This window comes from Actinopolyspora xinjiangensis (assembly GCF_900104475.1).
Taxonomy (GTDB): domain Bacteria; phylum Actinomycetota; class Actinomycetes; order Mycobacteriales; family Pseudonocardiaceae; genus Actinopolyspora; species Actinopolyspora xinjiangensis.
Genome location: NZ_FNJR01000012.1, coordinates 85,530 through 103,313, shown reverse-complemented (window position 1 = coordinate 103,313; position 17,784 = coordinate 85,530). Strand labels below are relative to the sequence as shown.

16 protein-coding genes are annotated in these 17,784 nt (G+C 68.7%); 9 read left to right on the top strand and 7 right to left on the bottom strand.

Annotated features, from left to right (window positions below; translation table 11 throughout):
• The first annotated feature begins 304 nt into the window (after window positions 1-304).
• The 6 genes from tkt to pgl all read left to right on the top strand — a co-directional run bounded on the left by tkt (window position 305) and on the right by pgl (window position 8,704).
• Window positions 305-2,374: a transketolase gene (tkt, locus tag BLQ75_RS17955; protein WP_092603835.1), complete on the top strand. Its 2,070-nt coding sequence runs from the start codon at window positions 305-307 to the stop codon at window positions 2,372-2,374.
• A gap of 49 nt (window positions 2,375-2,423) precedes the next feature.
• Window positions 2,424-3,530 (top strand): transaldolase, encoded by a 1,107-nt coding sequence (gene tal / locus BLQ75_RS17950; protein ID WP_092603834.1) that lies wholly within the window; start codon window positions 2,424-2,426, stop codon window positions 3,528-3,530.
• Between the two features lie 262 nt (window positions 3,531-3,792).
• Window positions 3,793-5,418, top strand: a complete 1,626-nt coding sequence (locus BLQ75_RS17945) for a glucose-6-phosphate isomerase (protein WP_092603833.1) — start codon at window positions 3,793-3,795, stop codon at window positions 5,416-5,418.
• A 27-nt stretch (window positions 5,419-5,445) separates the two neighbouring features.
• Window positions 5,446-6,975, top strand: coding sequence for a glucose-6-phosphate dehydrogenase (zwf, locus tag BLQ75_RS17940; RefSeq protein ID WP_092603832.1), 1,530 nt, complete (start codon window positions 5,446-5,448; stop codon window positions 6,973-6,975).
• The gene (gene opcA / locus BLQ75_RS17935) at window positions 6,972-7,943 is read left to right on the top strand and encodes a glucose-6-phosphate dehydrogenase assembly protein OpcA (RefSeq protein WP_092603831.1); all 972 of its coding nucleotides are present in this window, start codon (window positions 6,972-6,974) and stop codon (window positions 7,941-7,943) included. The genes zwf and opcA overlap by 4 nt, the downstream gene beginning before the upstream one ends.
• Window positions 7,940-8,704 (top strand): 6-phosphogluconolactonase, encoded by a 765-nt coding sequence (gene pgl / locus BLQ75_RS17930; protein ID WP_092603830.1) that lies wholly within the window; start codon window positions 7,940-7,942, stop codon window positions 8,702-8,704. The genes opcA and pgl overlap by 4 nt, the downstream gene beginning before the upstream one ends.
• Before the next feature lie 231 nt (window positions 8,705-8,935).
• Here the strand turns inward: pgl and BLQ75_RS17925 are convergent, their stop codons facing one another.
• From BLQ75_RS17925 to BLQ75_RS17910, 4 genes are all read right to left on the bottom strand, one after another.
• Window positions 8,936-9,337 (bottom strand): VOC family protein, encoded by a 402-nt coding sequence (locus BLQ75_RS17925; RefSeq protein ID WP_170837558.1) that lies wholly within the window; start codon window positions 9,335-9,337, stop codon window positions 8,936-8,938.
• Between the two features lie 155 nt (window positions 9,338-9,492).
• The gene (gene rraA, locus BLQ75_RS17920; RefSeq protein WP_092603828.1) at window positions 9,493-9,969 is read right to left on the bottom strand and encodes a ribonuclease E activity regulator RraA; all 477 of its coding nucleotides are present in this window, start codon (window positions 9,967-9,969) and stop codon (window positions 9,493-9,495) included.
• A 534-nt stretch (window positions 9,970-10,503) separates the two neighbouring features.
• Window positions 10,504-11,151 carry a 4'-phosphopantetheinyl transferase family protein gene (locus BLQ75_RS17915; RefSeq protein WP_092603827.1) on the bottom strand — a complete coding sequence of 216 codons (648 nt, stop codon included), beginning with the start codon at window positions 11,149-11,151 and terminating at the stop codon, window positions 10,504-10,506.
• Window positions 11,148-12,017 (bottom strand): metallophosphoesterase family protein, encoded by an 870-nt coding sequence (locus BLQ75_RS17910; protein WP_170837557.1) that lies wholly within the window; start codon window positions 12,015-12,017, stop codon window positions 11,148-11,150. Before BLQ75_RS17910 ends, BLQ75_RS17915 begins: the two co-directional genes overlap by 4 nt.
• A gap of 174 nt (window positions 12,018-12,191) precedes the next feature.
• Here BLQ75_RS17910 and BLQ75_RS17905 point away from each other — a divergent pair, with 174 nt between their 5' ends.
• A complete protein-coding gene (locus tag BLQ75_RS17905; protein WP_092603826.1) occupies window positions 12,192-12,500 on the top strand; it encodes a Kae1-like domain-containing protein in 309 nt (102 codons plus the stop codon).
• Window positions 12,501-12,622: 122 nt separating this feature from the next.
• Here the strand turns inward: BLQ75_RS17905 and BLQ75_RS17900 are convergent, their stop codons facing one another.
• From BLQ75_RS17900 to BLQ75_RS17890, 3 genes are all read right to left on the bottom strand, one after another.
• Window positions 12,623-13,300, bottom strand: a complete 678-nt coding sequence (locus BLQ75_RS17900) for a hypothetical protein (protein WP_139183026.1) — start codon at window positions 13,298-13,300, stop codon at window positions 12,623-12,625.
• 377 nt (window positions 13,301-13,677) lie between these two features.
• Complete coding sequence (locus BLQ75_RS17895; protein WP_092603824.1) at window positions 13,678-16,029, bottom strand: coiled-coil domain-containing protein; 2,352 nt, start codon at window positions 16,027-16,029, stop codon at window positions 13,678-13,680.
• 5 nt (window positions 16,030-16,034) lie between these two features.
• A complete protein-coding gene (locus BLQ75_RS17890; RefSeq protein ID WP_092603823.1) occupies window positions 16,035-16,355 on the bottom strand; it encodes a type VII secretion target in 321 nt (106 codons plus the stop codon).
• A gap of 262 nt (window positions 16,356-16,617) precedes the next feature.
• Here BLQ75_RS17890 and BLQ75_RS17885 point away from each other — a divergent pair, with 262 nt between their 5' ends.
• Both BLQ75_RS17885 and BLQ75_RS17880 read left to right on the top strand, forming a co-directional pair.
• Window positions 16,618-17,280, top strand: a complete 663-nt coding sequence (locus BLQ75_RS17885; protein ID WP_139183025.1) for a hypothetical protein — start codon at window positions 16,618-16,620, stop codon at window positions 17,278-17,280.
• Window positions 17,281-17,379: 99 nt separating this feature from the next.
• The gene (locus BLQ75_RS17880) at window positions 17,380-17,778 is read left to right on the top strand and encodes a hypothetical protein (RefSeq protein ID WP_092603821.1); all 399 of its coding nucleotides are present in this window, start codon (window positions 17,380-17,382) and stop codon (window positions 17,776-17,778) included.
• The last annotated feature ends 6 nt before the right edge of the window (window positions 17,779-17,784 follow it).

Genomic DNA, 17,784 nt, shown 5'->3' with positions numbered 1-17,784 from the left:
GACGCTGTCGCCGGGGAACGACTCCGACGCCGCGGGTTCCCACCGGCCGGATCGCAAAACCGAGAACAGTTACTGAATGTTACGTATCGGACACGTGACGCATGGATCGGGCTGTCATCCGAACGATGGTGAGGCATCGAACTTCACCACGAGGTGGACGGGCCGCGACATCGGCCACGCGACGGGATTACGCTGCAAGTTGGACGAGGGATAACAGCGGAGCGAATCGGTCAAGTTCGATCGATTCACCGCGCGAGGGAAACTGGAGCCGCGAGGAGTGTCCGTCACAGACGACCTTGCCCGTTTGACCACCAAACGAGTTCCCGAGGACTGGACCGAGCTGGACCAACGCGCCGTGGACACGATCCGCGTACTGGCCGCCGACGCGGTCGAGAAGTGCGGCAACGGTCACCCCGGCACCGCGATGAGTCTGGCCCCTGCCGTGTACGCGCTGTTCCAGCGGGTGCTGCGGCACGATCCCAACGATGCGAGCTGGATCGGCAGGGACCGCTTCGTGCTCTCGGCCGGGCACTCGAGCCTGACGCTTTACCTGCAGCTCTACCTGTGCGGATACGGGATGGAGCTGGAGGACATCAAGAACCTCCGCACCTGGGACTCGGCCACACCCGGCCACCCGGAGTACGGCCACACCACGGGTGTGGAGACCACGACCGGCCCGCTCGGCCAGGGGCTGGCCAACGGGGTCGGCATGGCCATGGCCGCGCGGCGCGAGCGCGGCCTGTTCGACCCGGACGCCGAGCCGGGCGAGAGCGTCTTCGACCACCAGATCTACGTGCTGGCCTCCGACGGTGACATCGAGGAAGGCGTCACCTCCGAGGCGTCCTCGCTGGCCGGGACCCAGCGGCTGGGCAACCTCACGGTGATCTACGACGCCAACGAGATCTCCATCGAGGACGACACCCACATCGCCCTGTCGGAGGACACCGCCAAGCGCTACGAGGCCTACGGCTGGCACGTGGTCACCGTCGACGGCGGCGAGGACGTGCGGGGCTTCCTGGACGCGGTGGAGGCCGCGCGCGCCGAGACGGACCGTCCGAGCCTGATCGTGCTGCGCACGGTGATCGGCTACCCGGCGCCGAACAAGATGAACAGCGGCAAGGCGCACGGTGCGGCCCTGGGGGCCGAGGAGGTCGCCGAGGTCAAGAAGGCGCTGGGCTTCGACCCCGAGAAGTCCTTCGAGGTCGCCGACGAGGTCCTCGCCCACGCCCGCACGGTCGCCGAGCGCGGCCAGGCCGCGCATCAGAAGTGGCAGATCGCCTTCGACTCGTGGGCCGCGGAGAATCCGCGGCGCAAGGCGTTGCTGGACCGGATCAACGCCCGCGAGTTGCCCGCGGACTGGGCTGACGTGCTGCCCAGCTGGGAGCCGGACCCCAAGGGCGTGGCCACCCGAAAGGCGTCGGCCGAGGTGCTGGCCGCCGTCAAGGACGTGCTGCCCGAGCTGTGGGGCGGCTCGGCCGACCTGGCCGAGAGCAACAACACCACGATGAAGGGCGCCGACTCGTTCGGTCCCGAGAGCATCTCCACCGGCATGTTCCAGGCACAGCCCTACGGCCGCACGCTGCACTTCGGTGTTCGCGAGCACGCCATGGGGTCGCTGCTCAACGGGATCGCGCTGCACGGCGGCACCCGTCCGTACGGCGGCACCTTCCTGATCTTCTCCGACTACATGCGCCCGGCCGTGCGGCTCGCGGCGCTGATGCGGGTGCCCACCATCTACGTCTGGACCCACGACTCGATCGGTCTCGGCGAGGACGGGCCGACCCACCAACCGGTGGAGCACTTGGCCAGCCTGCGCGGGATCCCGGGGCTGGCGATGGTGCGCCCGGCCGACGCCAACGAGACGGCCGCCGCGTGGAAGGCGGTGCTGGAGCGGCCCGAGGGTCCCGCCGGACTGGCGCTGACCCGACAGGGGGTGCCGACCCTGGAGGGCACCGACCACGCGGGGGTCGCGCGGGGTGGCTACGTGTTGGCCGAGGCGTCCTCGGGTACACCGGAGCTGGTGCTAATCGCCACCGGTTCCGAGGTGCAGCTGGCCGTGGAGGCCAGGAAGGTTCTGGAGGACGAGGGCGTTGCCACCCGTGTGGTCTCGATGCCGTGCGTCGAGTGGTTCGACGCGCAGGACGAGGACTACCGGGAGCGGGTGCTGCCGTCCTCGGTGCGTGCCCGTGTCGCCGTGGAGGCCGGTATCGCACAGCCCTGGTACCGCTTCACGGGGGACAGCGGCGAGATCGTCTCGCTGGAGCACTTCGGTGCCTCTGCCGACTACAAGACGTTGTTCGAGAAGTTCGGCATCACCACCGAGGCCGTGGTCGCCGCCGCCCGGCGGAGCCTGAGCAGCGCGCGGTCGAAGTGACCGGTCACACCCGGCCGAACCGCAACAGCTGCGAACGACGGAGGTAATAGTGAGCGGCAACAGCAATCTGCAGGCACTCAGCGACGCCGGAGTGGCCATCTGGCTGGACGACCTGTCCAGGCAGCGGATCAACTCCGGCAACCTGGCCGAGCTGATCGCGAACAAGAACCTGGTCGGGGTGACCAGCAACCCCACCATCTTCGCCAGCGCGCTTTCCAACGCGGCCGACTACAGCGACCAGGTGAGTGAACTCGCCAACCGGGGGGCCGGGGTCGACGAGGCCGTGCGCGAGTTGATGACCAAGGACATCCGCGACGCCGCGGACGTCTTCCGCGAGGTGCACACCGCCACCGGTGGCGAGGACGGCCGCATCTCGCTGGAGGTGGACCCCCGGCTGGCCCACGACACCGAGGGCACGGTCCGGGAGGCGCTGGAACTCGCCAAGGCGGTGGACCGGCCCAACCTGTTCGTCAAGATCCCCGCCACGGTGGAGGGCCTGCCGGCGATCACGCGCACCCTGGCCGAGGGCGTCAGCGTCAACGTGACGCTGATCTTCTCGGTGCAGCGCTACCGCGAGGTCATGGACGCCTTCATCACCGGTCTGGAGCGAGCGAAGGACAACGGCCACGACATCAGCCGCATCTTCTCGGTCGCCTCGTTCTTCGTCTCCCGCGTGGACTCGGAGATCGACAAGCGGCTGAAGAAGATCGACGCTCCCGAGCATCTGTACGGCAAGGCGGCCATCGCCAACGCGCGGTTGGCCTACGCCGCCTACGAGGAGGTCTTCGCCGGCCAGCGCTGGCAGGCCCTCGAACAGGCGGGGGCGCACCGGCAGCGGCCGCTGTGGGCCTCCACCGGCGTCAAGGAGCCCGCCTACTCCGACACGCGGTACGTGGACGAGCTGGTGGCCCCGAACACGGTCAACACGATGCCCGAGTCCACGCTGAACGCGGTCGCCGACCACGGCAACGTCCTCGGTGACACGGTCAGCGGCACGGCCGGCGCCTCGCAGCAGGTGTTCGATTCGCTGTCCGAGGTGGGCATCGACCTGGACGACGTCTACGCCGTGCTGGAGCGGGAAGGCGTGGAGAAGTTCGAGAAGTCCTGGGACGAGCTGCTCCGGACGGTTTCGCAACAGCTCGAACAGGCTCGGTAACGGTGACCCGCTCGCGTGGGGACCGCTCCCCGCGCGAGCGGACGACAACGCGGCAGCAGGCGGCCGCCCGGTCGGACCGAGGAGTCCCGGCGAGTGGGTGTTCGGCACGGACGACCGGCCCGAGCACGGCGGTGGCCCCGGGGGCGGTTCCCGGTGTGCCACGACGCCGCTCGTACGAGGTCCTCGCGGATCGGCGGCCGCCTGTCAATGTGTGCACCAACCGTCTCGTCACGTGTTGACGTATCGAACGCGAAGGAACCATATGACGACTGAGACCTCAGCCGAGATCACCGATCCTTCGCTGGCACGGGAGGCCGAGCCCCTGGTCCAGCGGCTGGTCGCCGACCGGGCCGCCGGCAAACTCGCCGAGCAGGACCCGACGCTGTGGGGTCCGGAGGCCGAACGGGAAGCGTCGGTCCGACTGTCGTGGACGACCCTGCACGAGACCTCGCGCGGACTGGTCGCCGAGATCGACGCGCTGCGCGCCGAGCTCCGCGAGGAGGGGCTGAGCCGGATCGTGCTCGCGGGCATGGGTGGCTCCTCGCTGGCTCCGGAGGTCATCACGGCCACGGCGGGTACCGCGCTGGTCGTGCTGGACACCACCGATCCCGCGCAGGTGCGCGACGCCCTGGAGGGCGAGCTGGAGCGCACCGTGGTGGTGGTTTCCTCCAAGTCGGGGACCACGGTGGAGACGGACAGCCACCGGCGCGTCTTCGAGCGGGCCTTCTCCGAGGAGGGGCTGGACCCCGCCCGGCGCATGATCGTGGTCACCGACCCCGGCTCACCGCTGCAGACCCTCGGAGAGGAGTCCGGTTACCGCAAGGTGTTCACCGCCGACCCGAACGTCGGTGGGCGCTACTCGGCGCTGAGCGCGTTCGGCCTGGTGCCCGCCGGGCTGGCCGGTGCCGACATCGCCGGTCTGCTGGACGACGCCGAGTCCACCTTCCCCTCACTGCGCGCCGACGACGAGTCGAACCCGGCGATCCGGCTGGCCGCGGCGCTGTCGGCCGCGCACCAGTCGGGGGCGGAGAAGGTGGTGCTGGCCGACAGCGGCTCCGGAGTGGTGGGCTTCGCCGACTGGGCGGAGCAGCTGATCGCCGAGTCCACCGGCAAGTCCGGGATCGGGCTGCTGCCCGTGCCGGTGGAGAACGTGGCGGCTCCCGGTTTCGCCACGGCCGGTGGCGACGCCACACCGGTGGCTATCGGCCCGCCGACGGACAACGCCGCCGTGAGCACGTACGGCTCCCTCGGCGGTCTGATGCTGCTGTGGGAGTTCGCCACGGCACTGGCGGGAAGGCTGCTCGGCATCAACCCGTTCGACCAGCCCGACGTGGAGGCCGCCAAGCAGGCGGCGCGGGGACTGCTGGACGGTCCGGCGGGCGGTCCCGTGGCCACCCCGGCCACGGTGGACGGGTCGATCGAGGTCCACGCCGAGGGTGATTGGCTCTCCGCCGGTGTCGGCACCGTGACCGAGGCGCTGCGGGCCCTGGTGAGCGCGGCCCCCGCCACCGGTTACCTCGCCGTGCAGGCCTACCTCGACCGGATCGACGACGCCTCGATCACCGTGCTGCGTCCCGAGCTGGCTCGCCGCACCGGATTGCAGACGACCTTCGGCTGGGGGCCCCGTTTCCTGCACTCCACCGGCCAGTACCACAAGGGCGGCCACCAGAACGGGGTATTCCTGCAGGTGACCGGGGCCGTGGAGGAGGACATGGAGGTTCCGGGACGCCCGTACACCCTCTCGGGGCTGCAGCGCGCCCAGGCCCTCGGAGACGGGCAGGTCCTGGCACAGCGGAACCGGCCGGTGCTCCGGCTGCACCTGACGGACCGGACCACCGGACTGGTGGAACTGGTCAAGGCGGTGCAGGATCTGCGTACGGCGGGCTGAGGCGCGAGCGGCAGGAAAGGACAACACGTGAGCTCCCCCGAGCACAATCCACTGCGCGATCCGCGGGACAAGCGGTTGCCGCGCATCGCCGGACCGGCAGGACTGACGATCTTCGGTGTCACCGGGGACCTGTCCCGCAAGAAGCTGATGCCCGCCATCTACGACCTGTCCAACAGGGGGCTGCTGCCGCCGGGGTTCGCCCTGACGGGAGTAGCCAGGCGTGACTGGGAGAACCAGGACTTCGGCGAGGTCGTCTACGAGGCTGTCAAGGAGAACGCGCGCACGCCGTTCCACCAGGCCGTCTGGGACCGGCTGGCCGAGGGGATCCGGTTCGTCCCGGGCAGCTTCGACGACCCGAGCACCTTCGACCGGCTGACCCAGACCGTCAAACAGCTCGACTCCGAACGCGGCACCGGTGGCAACCACGCGTTCTACCTCTCGGTGCCGCCGTCGATGTTCCCGACGGTGTTGACCCACCTGTCCAACTCCGGACTCGCCGAGCAGACCGAGGACCAGTGGCGACGGGTGGTCATCGAGAAACCCTTCGGGCACGACCTGGAAAGCGCCAAGGAACTCAACCGGATCGTCAACGAGGTCTTCCCCGAGGACTCGGTGTTCCGCATCGACCACTACCTCGGCAAGGAGACGGTGCAGAACATCCTGGCGCTGCGATTCGCCAACCAGCTGTTCGAGCCGTTGTGGAACGCCCACTACGTCGATCACGTGCAGATCACCATGTCCGAGGACATCGGGCTGGGAGGCCGTGCGGGCTACTACGACGGCATCGGCGCGGCACGGGACGTGATCCAGAACCACCTGCTGCAGCTGCTCGCGCTGACCGCGATGGAGGAACCGCTGTCCTTCGCCCCCGGTGACCTGCGGGCGGAGAAGAGCAAGGTGCTGTCGGCCACCAAACCGGTCGGCCCGTTCGAGCAGACCACCGCCCGGGGGCAGTACACCGGCGGTTGGCAGGGCGGCCAGCAGGTCCCCGGGCTGCACGAGGAGGGCGGTTTCGCCTCCGACTCCAAGACGGAGACCTTCGCCGCGATCACGCTGGAGATCGAGAACCGCCGCTGGGCAGGCGTCCCGTTCTACCTGCGCACCGGAAAACGCCTGGGCAGGCGGGTCACCGAGATCGCGGTGGTGTTCAAGCGGGCACCGCACCTGCCCTTCGACGACACCATGACCGATGAACTCGGCCAGAACGCCCTTGTGATCCGGGTGCAGCCGGACGAGGGCGTCACGATGCGGTTCGGCTCGAAGATTCCCGGCACCTCGATGGAGGTGCGGGACGTGACGATGGACTTCGGCTACGGACACGCGTTCACCGAGTCCTCGCCCGAGGCCTACGAACGGCTGCTGCTGGACGTGCTGCTCGGTGAGCCGTCGCTGTTCCCGGTCAACGAGGAAGTGGAGCTGTCCTGGCAGATCCTGGACCCCATCCTGGACTACTGGGCCGAGCACGGATATCCCGAGAAGTACAAGGCAGGAAGCTGGGGGCCACCGTCGGCGGAGTCGATGCTGGCCCGCACTGGACGCGTCTGGAGGCGGCCGTGATCGTCGATCTGCCCTCCACCACCACTTCGCAGGTCAACAAGAAGATGGTCGAGCTGCGGGAGTCCGGTGGTGCCGTCGCACTAGGCAGGGTGCTGACACTGGTCATCGTCACCGGGGACGGGACCGAGACCGAACAGGCGATTCAGGCGGCCAACGAGGCCAGTCGGGAGCACCCGGCACGGGTGATCGTGGTCGCCAAGGGTGCCAGGCAGGCGGCCGCCAGGCTGGACGCCCAGATCCGCATCGGCGGCGACGCCGGGGCCTCGGAGGTGGTGGTGCTGCGGCTGTACGGCCCGCTGGCCGAGGAGGGCGCGGGGTCCGTGGTTCCGCTGCTGCTGCCGGACGCCCCGGTCGTGGTGTGGTGGCCCAACGACGCGCCCGAGTACCCGGCGAAGGATCCGATCGGGGAACTCGCGCACCGCAGGATCACCGACGCGGCCGCGGAACCCGATCCGATCGAGGCGCTGCGCACCAGGGTGCGCTCCTACGTGGACGGCGACACCGACCTGGCCTGGACCCGGCTGACCTCCTGGCGCGCGCTGCTGGCGGCTTCGCTGGACCTGCCGCCGTTCGAACCCATCGAAGGAGCGGTGGTCAGCGGCGAGTCCGACTCGCCCTCGACCGACCTGCTGGCGGGATGGCTGGCCGCCAGCCTCGGCATCCCGGTGCGGCGGGAGGTCCACAGGGGGCCCGGCATCGTCTCGGCGGTGCTGGAACGTCCGAGCGGGAACGTGGAGGTCGTGCGGCCCGACGGCAAGGTCGGCTACCTCACCCAGCCCGGTCAGCAGGACCGACGGGTGACGCTGCACCGCAGGGCCGTGCGCGACTGCCTGGCCGAGGAGCTGCGCAGGCTCGGCCCCGACGAGATCTACGAGAGCACGTTACGCGGGCTCTCGGACGTGGTTCGGGGCGAACCCGTCGACAGCGCGGAACAGGCGGAACCGGTATCGGCGGGGCAGCAGTCATGAGCGGCGACGAGATGATCGTGCACCCCGACGGGGACGTGCTGGCCGAGGCGACCGCCGCCCGACTGCTCACCCGTGTGGTGGACGCGCAGGCGGCCCGGGGCGTCGCCTCGGTGGTGCTGACCGGAGGACGTACCGGCATCGGTGTGCTGGAGCGGGTGCGCGACTCGGCGGCCCGGTCGGCCGTGGACTGGTCGGCGGTGAACCTGTTCTGGGGTGACGAGCGCTTCCTGCCGGACGGCGATGGCGAGCGCAACGAGACCCAGGCCCGGCGGGCGCTGCTGGACCACCTCCCGCTCGACCCGGAACGCGTGCACCCGATGGCCCCCTCCGACGGCCGGTTCGGCACGGACGCCGAAGCGGCGGCCGGGCACTACGCCGAGGTGCTGCGGACCCTCGCCGGTGCCGACTCGGACACGGCGGTGCCGCACTTCGACGTGTTCATGTTGGGTGTCGGCGAGGAGGGGCACACGGCCTCGCTCTTCCCCGACACGCCGTACGTGCGCGAGGAGGAGCGGACGGTGGTGGGAGTCCGGGACTGCCCGAAGCCCCCGCCGACGCGCATCTCGCTGACCCTGCCCGCCATCGGGGCGGCCTCCGAGGTGTGGTTGATGACCACCGGCTCGGGCAAGGCCGAGGCCGTGTCACGGGCGATGGCCGGGGCCGATCCTGTCGACATCCCCGCGGCGGGAGCCCGGGGGCGGGACAGGACGCTGTGGCTGCTGGACCGCGACGCCGCCAAGGGAGCCGCCGTCGCGGACTGAGAACGACTGCCGCCCCACGCCCCGGCACCTCGCGTCCGGGGGTGGTGCCACCGGGCTCCGGCGCCGTCGTCACGGCGCGCGGAGCCCGTCGTTCCTCCGGCCCCTCGGGTCCGGTGTCCCGGAACGGCCGCACCGCCGCGGGTCTCGCCCCCGCCGGGGGCCGGACGACGTGCCTCGGGAACGCGGCCGGAGGCGCGGGCCCGACGGGACCGCACCGGGACACCGGTGCGGTCACGCACCGCGCTCGGTGAGCCCGTACAGCGTGCCCTCCGGATCGGCGAACTGCGCCCAGCGGGTCCTGCCCCCGGGATCCCACGGTGCCGTGCGCGGTTCCACCGGGAAGCGCACTCCCCTGCCTCGCAGCTCCTCGAAGGTGGCGTCGAGGTCGTCGCAGTCGAACCAGACGTGGCTGAGCTCGCCCAACCGCTGCCGCACGAGATCACGCACCTGCGGATCACCCTTGGCGAGCACCAGGTAGGTCTCGGCTCCCGGCACGCTCACCTCTATCCAGCGGTTGCCGTCCCCGTACGGTGCGTCGGTCCTGACCTCGAACCCCAGTTTCCGGGTGCAGAAGTCGAGCACCGTCTGCTGGTCGGCCACGTAGAGCACCACGAACTTGGGATTTGTGATCATCGGGCACCTCGCGTCCCACGGGGATCGTCGCGGACACCGACCACGCGAGCCCCGGTTCCGGAAGGCGAACCGTCCGGCGCCGGGACCGCGAGACGGAGTCCCCGAATCACGGTACGAGCTTTCGCCGAGATCACCAGTCCGCGCCGGTCGGCGGCTCATTCCACCGGGGGACGGCTGACCACCACCCCGTCGTGATCGCTGAGCAGGTACTCGCCCGGCACGAAGCTGACACCACCGAACTCCACCACCACGTCCGACTCGCCCGAGCCGGTCTTGGAGCTCTTGCGCGGGTTGGTTCCCAGCGCCCTGACCCCGAAGTCCATCCCGTCGATCACGGCGGAGTCGCGGATCGCGCCGTTGACGACGAGCCCGCTCCAACCGTTGGAACGTCCCAGCTCGGCGATCAGGTCACCCACCAGGGCGGTGTGGACCGAGCCCGCACCGTCGATCACCAGCACAGCGCCCTCGCCCGGCTCCGAGAGGAGCTTCTTGAGCAAGGCGTTGTCCTGGAAGCACCGCACCGTCCGGATCGGCCCGGAGAACACCTCGCGGTTACCGAACCGCCGCAGCTGCAGGTCGCAGCTACGCACCTCGTCGCCGTCGCGGTCGGCCAGGTCAGCGGTAGTAGTCATTTCCACTCCTTTCGTCGAAAAATTTGCAGGAGACTCGCCCGGATGGTCGGGTAGCCGGCACGCGAGTCGGCGCCTTGCCGCGTTGGGCCGCTCTCGAGTAGCGACCTACGCGGCGAGCGGCCCGGCCTCGCAATGCATCCGACTCACGCACCGGGGACACCCGGCCCGGTTTCTTCGAGTGCTGAACCAACGCTTCCTCCGAACGAACTCCTGAGAATGCGGGGCGAACTGAGTCGCACCCGGCGGAATCTCTCGCACGGCTCTCGCCGCGGGAGGCCCGACATGGAGTAGGCACCTACGTCACGTCGGGCCTTCCTCGCGAGAGCCGCACGGGAGAACCCGCGACGGTGCCGATTGCGTAAGTGATCGGAGTGCGGCTCCCTCTCGGTGCTGGTGGCGCGGCGATTTCGTGGGTGTGTTCCGGGGGTGCGTACAAGGGTGGTGGGAGGTTCGGCCTGCGGGGAAACGCACGGCGGGGAAGCAACCGAGCGGACAACGAGTACGTCGAGCCCCGAGAGCACGCTGTCGGGCGATTCAGTCGGGGAAGACGGTGACGGCGGTGACCACCAGTCCCGTCTCGAACCGGAACCGGCCGGAGAAACCGGTGAGCTCGCCCACCGAGCTCGGTGCGGGGTCTCCGACCAGCTCGGCGTGGAACTCACCGGCGGGATCGATACGAACGAACGCGTCACCGAAACCGAGCCAGCGTCCGGTCAGCGGGAACCAGGCCTTGTACACGCTCTCCTTCGCGCTGAACAGCAACCTGTCCCAGTTGACGCCGGTGGGCAGACCGGCCAGCAGCTCGCGCTCCCGCTCGACGGTGACCTGCTCCAGCACGCCGTCGGGCAGCACATCGTCGGGTTCCGCGTCGATCCCCAGAGAACGCACCTCCTCGACAGGGGCCACCACCGCCGCGCAGTAGCCCTGACAGTGCGTGATGCTGCCTACAACGCCGGAGGGCCACAGCGGCTCACGTCTCTCCCCGCTGTGCACGGCGAATCCGGGATGGCCGAGCTCGGCGAGGGCACGCCGGGCACAGCTTCGGGCCGCGGTGAACTCCCGTCTGCGCTTGTCCACCGCCCTGGCGACGTACTGTTCCTCCTCCGGCAACAGCCGCGCGTGCGGATCGTCACCGAACACCTCGGCGGAGACCACCGCGCGCGGCAGGATTCCTTCGATCACTGATAGGACCTCACCAACTCCTCGAAGCTCCGCTCCGGGGCCGGAGGCAGGATGCTGTGCAGCGGATCTCCCGGCCCACCGCGCCTGCGCCACTCCCGTGGGTAGCCGAGCGAGACCTCCTCGAAGGGCACACCGTCGATGCGGTCGGTCACCGGGATGTGCAGATGCCCGTGCACCTCGGCCACCGCGCGGAACCGCAGGTGCCAGTCGGAGGTGAGCTCGGTGCCGCACCAGATGCCGAACTGGGGGTAGTACAGCCGCGTGGTCGGTTGGCGGTGCAGCGGCCAGTGGGAGATCAGCACCGTGGGCAGGTGCTCCGGAACGGCCTCCAGCCTGGTCAGGGTCTGCCTTACCCGCTCGTGACACCACTCGGTTCGGGACTCGTACGGATCGGGGTGCAGCATCACCTCGTCGGTGCAGACCACGTGGGTGTCGTAGGCGTGCGCCAGCGCCTGCTCGGCGTCCATCCCGGCGATGCGGAAGCTGTAGTCGTAGAGCACGAACAGCGGGGCCACCACGACCGAGTGCTGCTCGTCACGCCAGACGGGGTACGGGTCCTCCGGGGTGGTGACGTCGAGTTCCCGGCACATCCGCACCAGGTGGTCGTAGCGTTCCACTCCCCTGGCCCGCACGTCGTCGCCGGGGGGCGTCCACAGTTCGTGGTTGCCCGGAACCCAGATCACCCGGGAGAACCGTTCGCGCAGCTTGCCCAGCGCCCAGCCGATCGTCTCGGTCCTTTCCGCGACGTCGCCCGCCACGATCAACCAGTCCTCGTCGCTGCGGGGCCGGATCTCGTCCAGCACCGGGAGGTTGTCGCGGTGCGACACGTGCAGATCGCTGGTCGCGAGTAACGACGGCGCCACCATGCGGCAGACCCTACCGGCAGGTCAGTTCGCTGGGGAGGAGACGTGTCACACATTCGCCCCCACGGGCTCGCCACCGTCCCGGGTCGGTGTCCGTAGCGGAACCTCCCCGGGGCGGGCCGTCCCCCGCTCCGGCGAACCGCCGGTTGCACGCGCAGCCGGTGTGCTGCCCGGTGTGTGCGGCCCACGGCCGAGGCTGATCGGCTCGACCGGGACCGCGTTGTTGGAATCGCGGCTGGGCTCCACAACGGAGTCGCCGAGCTGATCGCACGGGTGTGCGAGTGGCTGCGCGATGCGACCGGCGTGGAGGTGGCGGCGCTGTCCGGCGGGGTGTTCCAGAACATGCTGCTGGTGCGCCGCACCGTGGACGCGCTGCGGCGGCACGGCTTCCGGGTGCTGCTGCACTCCAGGGTTCCCCCCAACGACGGCGGGATCAGCCTCGGGCAGGTCGCGGTGGCGACCGAACGCGACCGTCGGAGGGCGTGAGCCGCCGTTGGTGCGGCCACGGTGGCGGTGTGACGGTGACGGGAGCTCCCCGGACTCCCATCGCAGGCCGCAGAGGTCGAGAGGCGACGCCGCGACGAGCGGTTGCGGCGTCGCGGTCCCGTCTACTCCGGCAGTGGGCACCCGGCCCGCTCGGCGGCGGCGCGGGCGAAGTGATCCAAAAAGTCGCTGTCGGAAGGCTGATCGGCGGGATCCTTTTCCCAGTGACTCGAATCGTCCTCGCTGGGGCCGTATTGGCGGAACGACACCGGCTCGCCGTGGCACATCACGTCGTACTCCGGCAGCGAGTACTTCTCCGACTCGTGCCGCGCCCGCGCCAACGGACCCTCGTACATCACGAACGCCTTCCTCGGCCTGCCCGGTACATCACCGTCCGTGGAAGCACGGTTTCCGGTCCGGATATCACAGGTGCTGATCAACCCACTGGGCTGCGGCGTCCCCATCGCCCATTCCTCGCCCCGCTCCCACTCGTAATCGGGCAACAACGACGGTTTCACGAAGGAACACGCCGTCCCCCGGAACGGAGCATCGACTCCACTCGCCGCCAGCCGCCCCACCTCCGGGATCTCCGGCAGCTCACTCGGCACCGGCAACGGGTTCGCCGACTCCGCACATCCGAACCGCGCCCGCGCCCTGTTGGTCATATCCACCAACAACCGCGCCATCGCCAACCGCGCATCAGGATTGTCCAGCTCGGACGAATCGATACTAATCGAATTTTTCAGAGTTATCTCTTTGTTGTCTCTAGTGCACGACACGTACAACCTACCGTAATCGTGCACCACAAACCCTGGAAGATCAGAAATCGGCACTGACAACGGAGGAGGCGGACTATAACCGCTGGCCATATAACCGGTCTCAGCCGGATAGTTTCCGATTCCGAGCTCACCCGCCCCTATTTGATTACAATCGACCGAGGGACGGTCATTGTCTATCTCAACACTTGACCCTTCGGACCTCGGCTTACCAAGATCTGCGGCCTGAATCAGATCAACCATCAGCCTCGGACTCGTCATACCTTCGCACGACAAGTACTCCGGCGGTGACCGCACCCACGCAGGGACCTCCGAATCGTCACCCGCTCCCGAACAACCGCTCAGCACAAGCAGAGATACCAAACAACCGGTCGCCAGCCGACTCCAGCCCATGTATATACCCTTCACTCGGTATCACTCACCGAAACGGGGCGATTACCGGTAGCATCAGAGTAGACTCCGGCACCATTCTGGTAAGTATTCTGCACGACTTGCTGATCGACCTCATAAGGATTGTATTCGCTCACCCAGTCCCTCATACTGCGCGGCATATTTCCGTCTGAATTGATGATCCTGTTAGGATTTTCGAGTTCCTCAGATCCGGGCGAGATCGGCGGCGGGTAGACACCGTCTTTCCACATTTGGTTCTCCCACAACGCCTGATTCAACAGGTCGCTCGCATCGTTGGGTCCGTTTTCCTTGATGGCAGCGGTATCCCTGGTCACGATGTTCGAGCTGTCCTGCTTGAGCTGTTCGGCGATCTGGTTGACGGCCTCACCGCCCACCGCACCACCGATACCGCCCGCGGCCCCGCCGACCGCACCACCAGCCCCGGTAAGAGCCCAGGAGGCCAGCGTGCCGCCCGCGTCGATCTTCGCGTTGTGCTCGGCATCATCGTCATCGTTGGCCTGGTCCACCGCGTAAGTGCGCGCCTCGTCCAGCGCCCCGAACACGGAGGCGGACTCCTTCGCCACAGTCGCCATGTGGTCCCGTCGATCGCCCATCGACCGATCCTCGTCACCGGCGATCTCGTCGAGTTTGAGCCCGGTGTGCACCATGTTGGCGTCGCGCATCTCCGCGTAGGCATCAGGATCGTAGGCCGCCGATCCCATCACCTTGTACACCTCGGCCTGGCTGAACCGGGGACTCATGTCCCCCGTCTTGCCCTTCGCCCACTTCGGGTCGTCACCGTCCAGGTCCAGTGAGCCACTGCTGTTCGGTGACACGGCTCCCGAATCGTGCACCGCCGCCATGTGGTGCGAGATCATGCGGCCGACGCTGTCGCGCATCGGTTCCGGCACCGTCCCCTCTCCGGGGTTCTCCATCGACTGCTCGGTGTTGGCCAACTCGTGCACCAACCCCGACAACACGCGGGCCCCTTCCGCGGTGCCCTGTTGCTCGCCGAGGGTCGCCGACTCCAGGGCCTTGCCCAGCACGTCGTGCCCCAGTGACTTCTCCTTCTCGGTGGGGGTGAAGTCACTGGCCGGCCCCGGGGCGTGGTCGTAGGTGTCGACCGGCCAGTCCCGCTCGATCAGGTAACCCATGTTCCCGGTCTCGCGCTCGGGGTCGAAGAAGGAACTCGCGGCCTCGGGGCTGTGCTCCAACGCCGTCATCAACCCGACGAGCGGATCGCCGCCGCGGCCGCGATCATCGACGTGGTTGAGGTCGTTGCTCTGGATCCGGTCGAAGGTGTCCTTCCGGTCGGCGTCGATCATCGCGTCCCCGACCGGGTTCAAGAAGTCCGCGGAGTACTCGCCACTGTGCAGCAGCATCCCCAGCGCGCGGTAACCGGTGTCCTCGTGGTCGCCCATCCCGAGGAAACCGGTGTCCCAGTTCTCCGCCGCCCGCGCGAGCCGCTTGCCGTAGCTGGCGGCCCGGTTGTCGGCCTCGCCGTCCGTACCGTCGCCGTGCAGGTCCTCACCGAGATAACGCCTGCCGCTCTCACTCGTACCGGTCGCGAGCGTTTCGCCGAGGTGCCGCTGCAGCTGGCCGATCAGCTCGGACCGGTTCGGACCGGATTCCCCGTTGTGGCCGTCCCAGTGGGTCATTCCCATGTCCTGCAGGTGGTCGGTCAGCTTGAGCAGCTGTTTCGGCCGCACCCGTTCCAGGAACTCGCCCGCGAAGGCGGGGTCCTGCCCGTGCTCCCGCAGCAGGCGGGCGAGCCGTTCGCCCTCCTCGAAGTCCAGCTCGCCCGGCGGCTGCGAGGCCAGTTTGGCCGCCCGCTTGGCGGCCGCTTCCTCCTCACCACGCTCCTCGCGCAGCACTTCGTCGAGGTACCCGAGCGACTCGTCGGCCTCGCCGAGCGCGCTGGCCGCGTTCTGGTCCGCCTGCTCCGCCCTTGCCAGCACCCCGTCGATCTCGGCGGCGTAGGACTCGTACCTGGCCTGTTGGCCCTCGGGATACTCGATCCGCCCGTCGGGGTAGATATCCCAGCCCTCAACCTCGTTGATCTCGTCTGACAACCGTTCCAGGCGTGCCCGGCAGGTCTCGATCTCCGAGGAGGCCTCTTCCAGCGTCCCGCGGACCGACTCGATCCTGTCGAGGTACTCGCGCATCTTCTCGCGGATGTGCTCGGCGTGGCCGGTGGCGGCGTCCTTGGCCTCGCCCTGCCAGGCCTCCTCGTTGTCGAGCGGACCCCGCACCTTCGCGTCGAAGTCCCCGAGAACCTTGTCGTACTTCTCGGCCAGCGACTTCCACGCCTCGGCGGCTCGGGCGATCGCCGACGGCTCGGCCTCCATCAGCTGTCGGTAGTCCACAGTGCTCAGACACCTTCTCCTCGGAGCTTGGCCACCGCCCACTCGTCGGTTTCCTCGTAGTCCCTGGCCGCGCCCATCAGCCTGTCGCCCATGTCGTCGAGCCAGCGGCCGAACCCCTCGACGTCGCGCTCACAGCTGGACTGCACCCGCTCGAGGGCGGCCGAGAACGCCCAGCCACCGTGGATCCGAACCACCGCGGCGGAATCCTCGGCCGTCGCCCGCTTCAGTTCGATCAGCCTGTCGCCCAGATCAGCGGCTCTCCTGCCGATCTTCGTCAGCTCCTCGGGATGGACGGCGTAACGACCACCACCGCCGGAACTCCCCATATCGCACCCCCCGGGGAAACGGCATCGACGCAACTCCACTCCGGTCGGAGGAAACTACCGAGTCCCCACCAGAAGATCACCTGAAAGTGAGAGAACACATACGTAGCGCCACCGGAGATCGGAACCGCCGTCGCCGCTCGCTCCCCCGGAACGCGGCGTTCGGCAACGCGGAATCCGTCGGAGAACTGACTGGTCACGACTTCGGATCCCACCATCCGGTAGTATTCGGCTGTTCGATACCGGCCGTTCGAGAGAGTGAGCAGTGCGATCGACAGTCGCGGACCGGGAAGAGACGCATTCCGATCGTTCGCTCGCGAAATCGACGGGCACCCGATTGGGGATCGTGGCGGCGGGAGCGTTCTCCGGCGGACTGGCCGCGATCTCCTACTACGTGGCCGGGCTGGAGTGGCTCGCGCACGGCTTCCTGGTCTGGGTCGTGCTCGGGGTGACTACCACCGCCGGCCACACGTTGCGAACGGCGGTGCGCCGCGCCACCGCGGTACTGCTGACCGGGGTGCTGGTGTTCTACCTCGGCAGGCAGTGGATCCACGTGCTGGAGTACCCCGGGGCCGACTACGCGGTCGATCCGGAACGGATGGCGGCCTGGCTGGTGCTGGCGGTGCTGGCCGGGATCGCCTGCGGCACGGTCTTCCGCCACATCGGGCGGGAAGGCTGGTCGGCGGCGATCGCGACCACCACCGCGATCGGGATACTGCTCGGTGACCTCGCCCGGGAGCTCTACCCGTCCTTGCGGGTCGAGCCGGTGTTCGCGGTGTGTACGTCGTTGGTCGTGCTGGTGATCCTGCTGCTGGCGGTCGGCTCGAAACGGCAGTTCGGCAGGATCGCCCTGCTTGTGCTGCCGTGCGCGGTGGGTGGGATGGCCCTGCTGGTCGCCTCCGAGCTGCTGGAACGACTCGCCTGGTGACGAGTCCTCGGCGTCCGGATCGTGCACGGCCGCAGCGCGGAGCAGGCCCATGATCGATCACGGCCGCCGCGCGGCCGCATTCCGTGGCACGATCGGAGAATGGACGAAGCAGCCGGTGGGGATGAACAGGACGACATCACGCCTTCCGGTGCCTGCGGTAGCGGTGCGGGGAAAGATCGAGGCACCGGCGACACGGACTACGGTGAGATGCTGCGCCGCCATTCGGCGGGCTGGCGGCTGCTGGCCGATCGGATGCACCCGGACCAGCGGCCCGAGCTGGACAGACTGGACGAGCTCGGCATGGGCGGCACCCCGTTGCGTGACCTCCTCGACGGGTTCCGCCAGCAGGCGTTGCTGCTGCACAGCATCGTCTCCGCCCAGGCACGTGCCTACGAGGAGATGATCGAGGCGGGTGGGCCGGACGATCCCGAGGCATATGAGAACTACCGCCGGACGATCGAGTGCCTCCACGAGCTGTTACCGGACAGCAAGCACTGAACGAAC

What these genes read in the sequence shown, in the direction of transcription:
- BLQ75_RS17945 (WP_092603833.1), top strand. Translation starts at nt 3,793, where the DNA reads ATGACGACTGAGACCTCAGCCGAGATCACCGATCCTTCGCTGGCACGG.
- pgl (WP_092603830.1), top strand. Translation starts at nt 7,940, where the DNA reads ATGAGCGGCGACGAGATGATCGTGCACCCCGACGGGGACGTGCTGGCC.
- BLQ75_RS17925 (WP_170837558.1), bottom strand. Translation starts at nt 9,337, where the DNA reads ATGATCACAAATCCCAAGTTCGTGGTGCTCTACGTGGCCGACCAGCAG.
- rraA (WP_092603828.1), bottom strand. Translation starts at nt 9,969, where the DNA reads ATGACTACTACCGCTGACCTGGCCGACCGCGACGGCGACGAGGTGCGT.
- BLQ75_RS17910 (WP_170837557.1), bottom strand. Translation starts at nt 12,017, where the DNA reads ATGGTGGCGCCGTCGTTACTCGCGACCAGCGATCTGCACGTGTCGCAC.
- BLQ75_RS17890 (WP_092603823.1), bottom strand. Translation starts at nt 16,355, where the DNA reads ATGGGGAGTTCCGGCGGTGGTGGTCGTTACGCCGTCCATCCCGAGGAG.
- BLQ75_RS17880 (WP_092603821.1), top strand. Translation starts at nt 17,380, where the DNA reads ATGGACGAAGCAGCCGGTGGGGATGAACAGGACGACATCACGCCTTCC.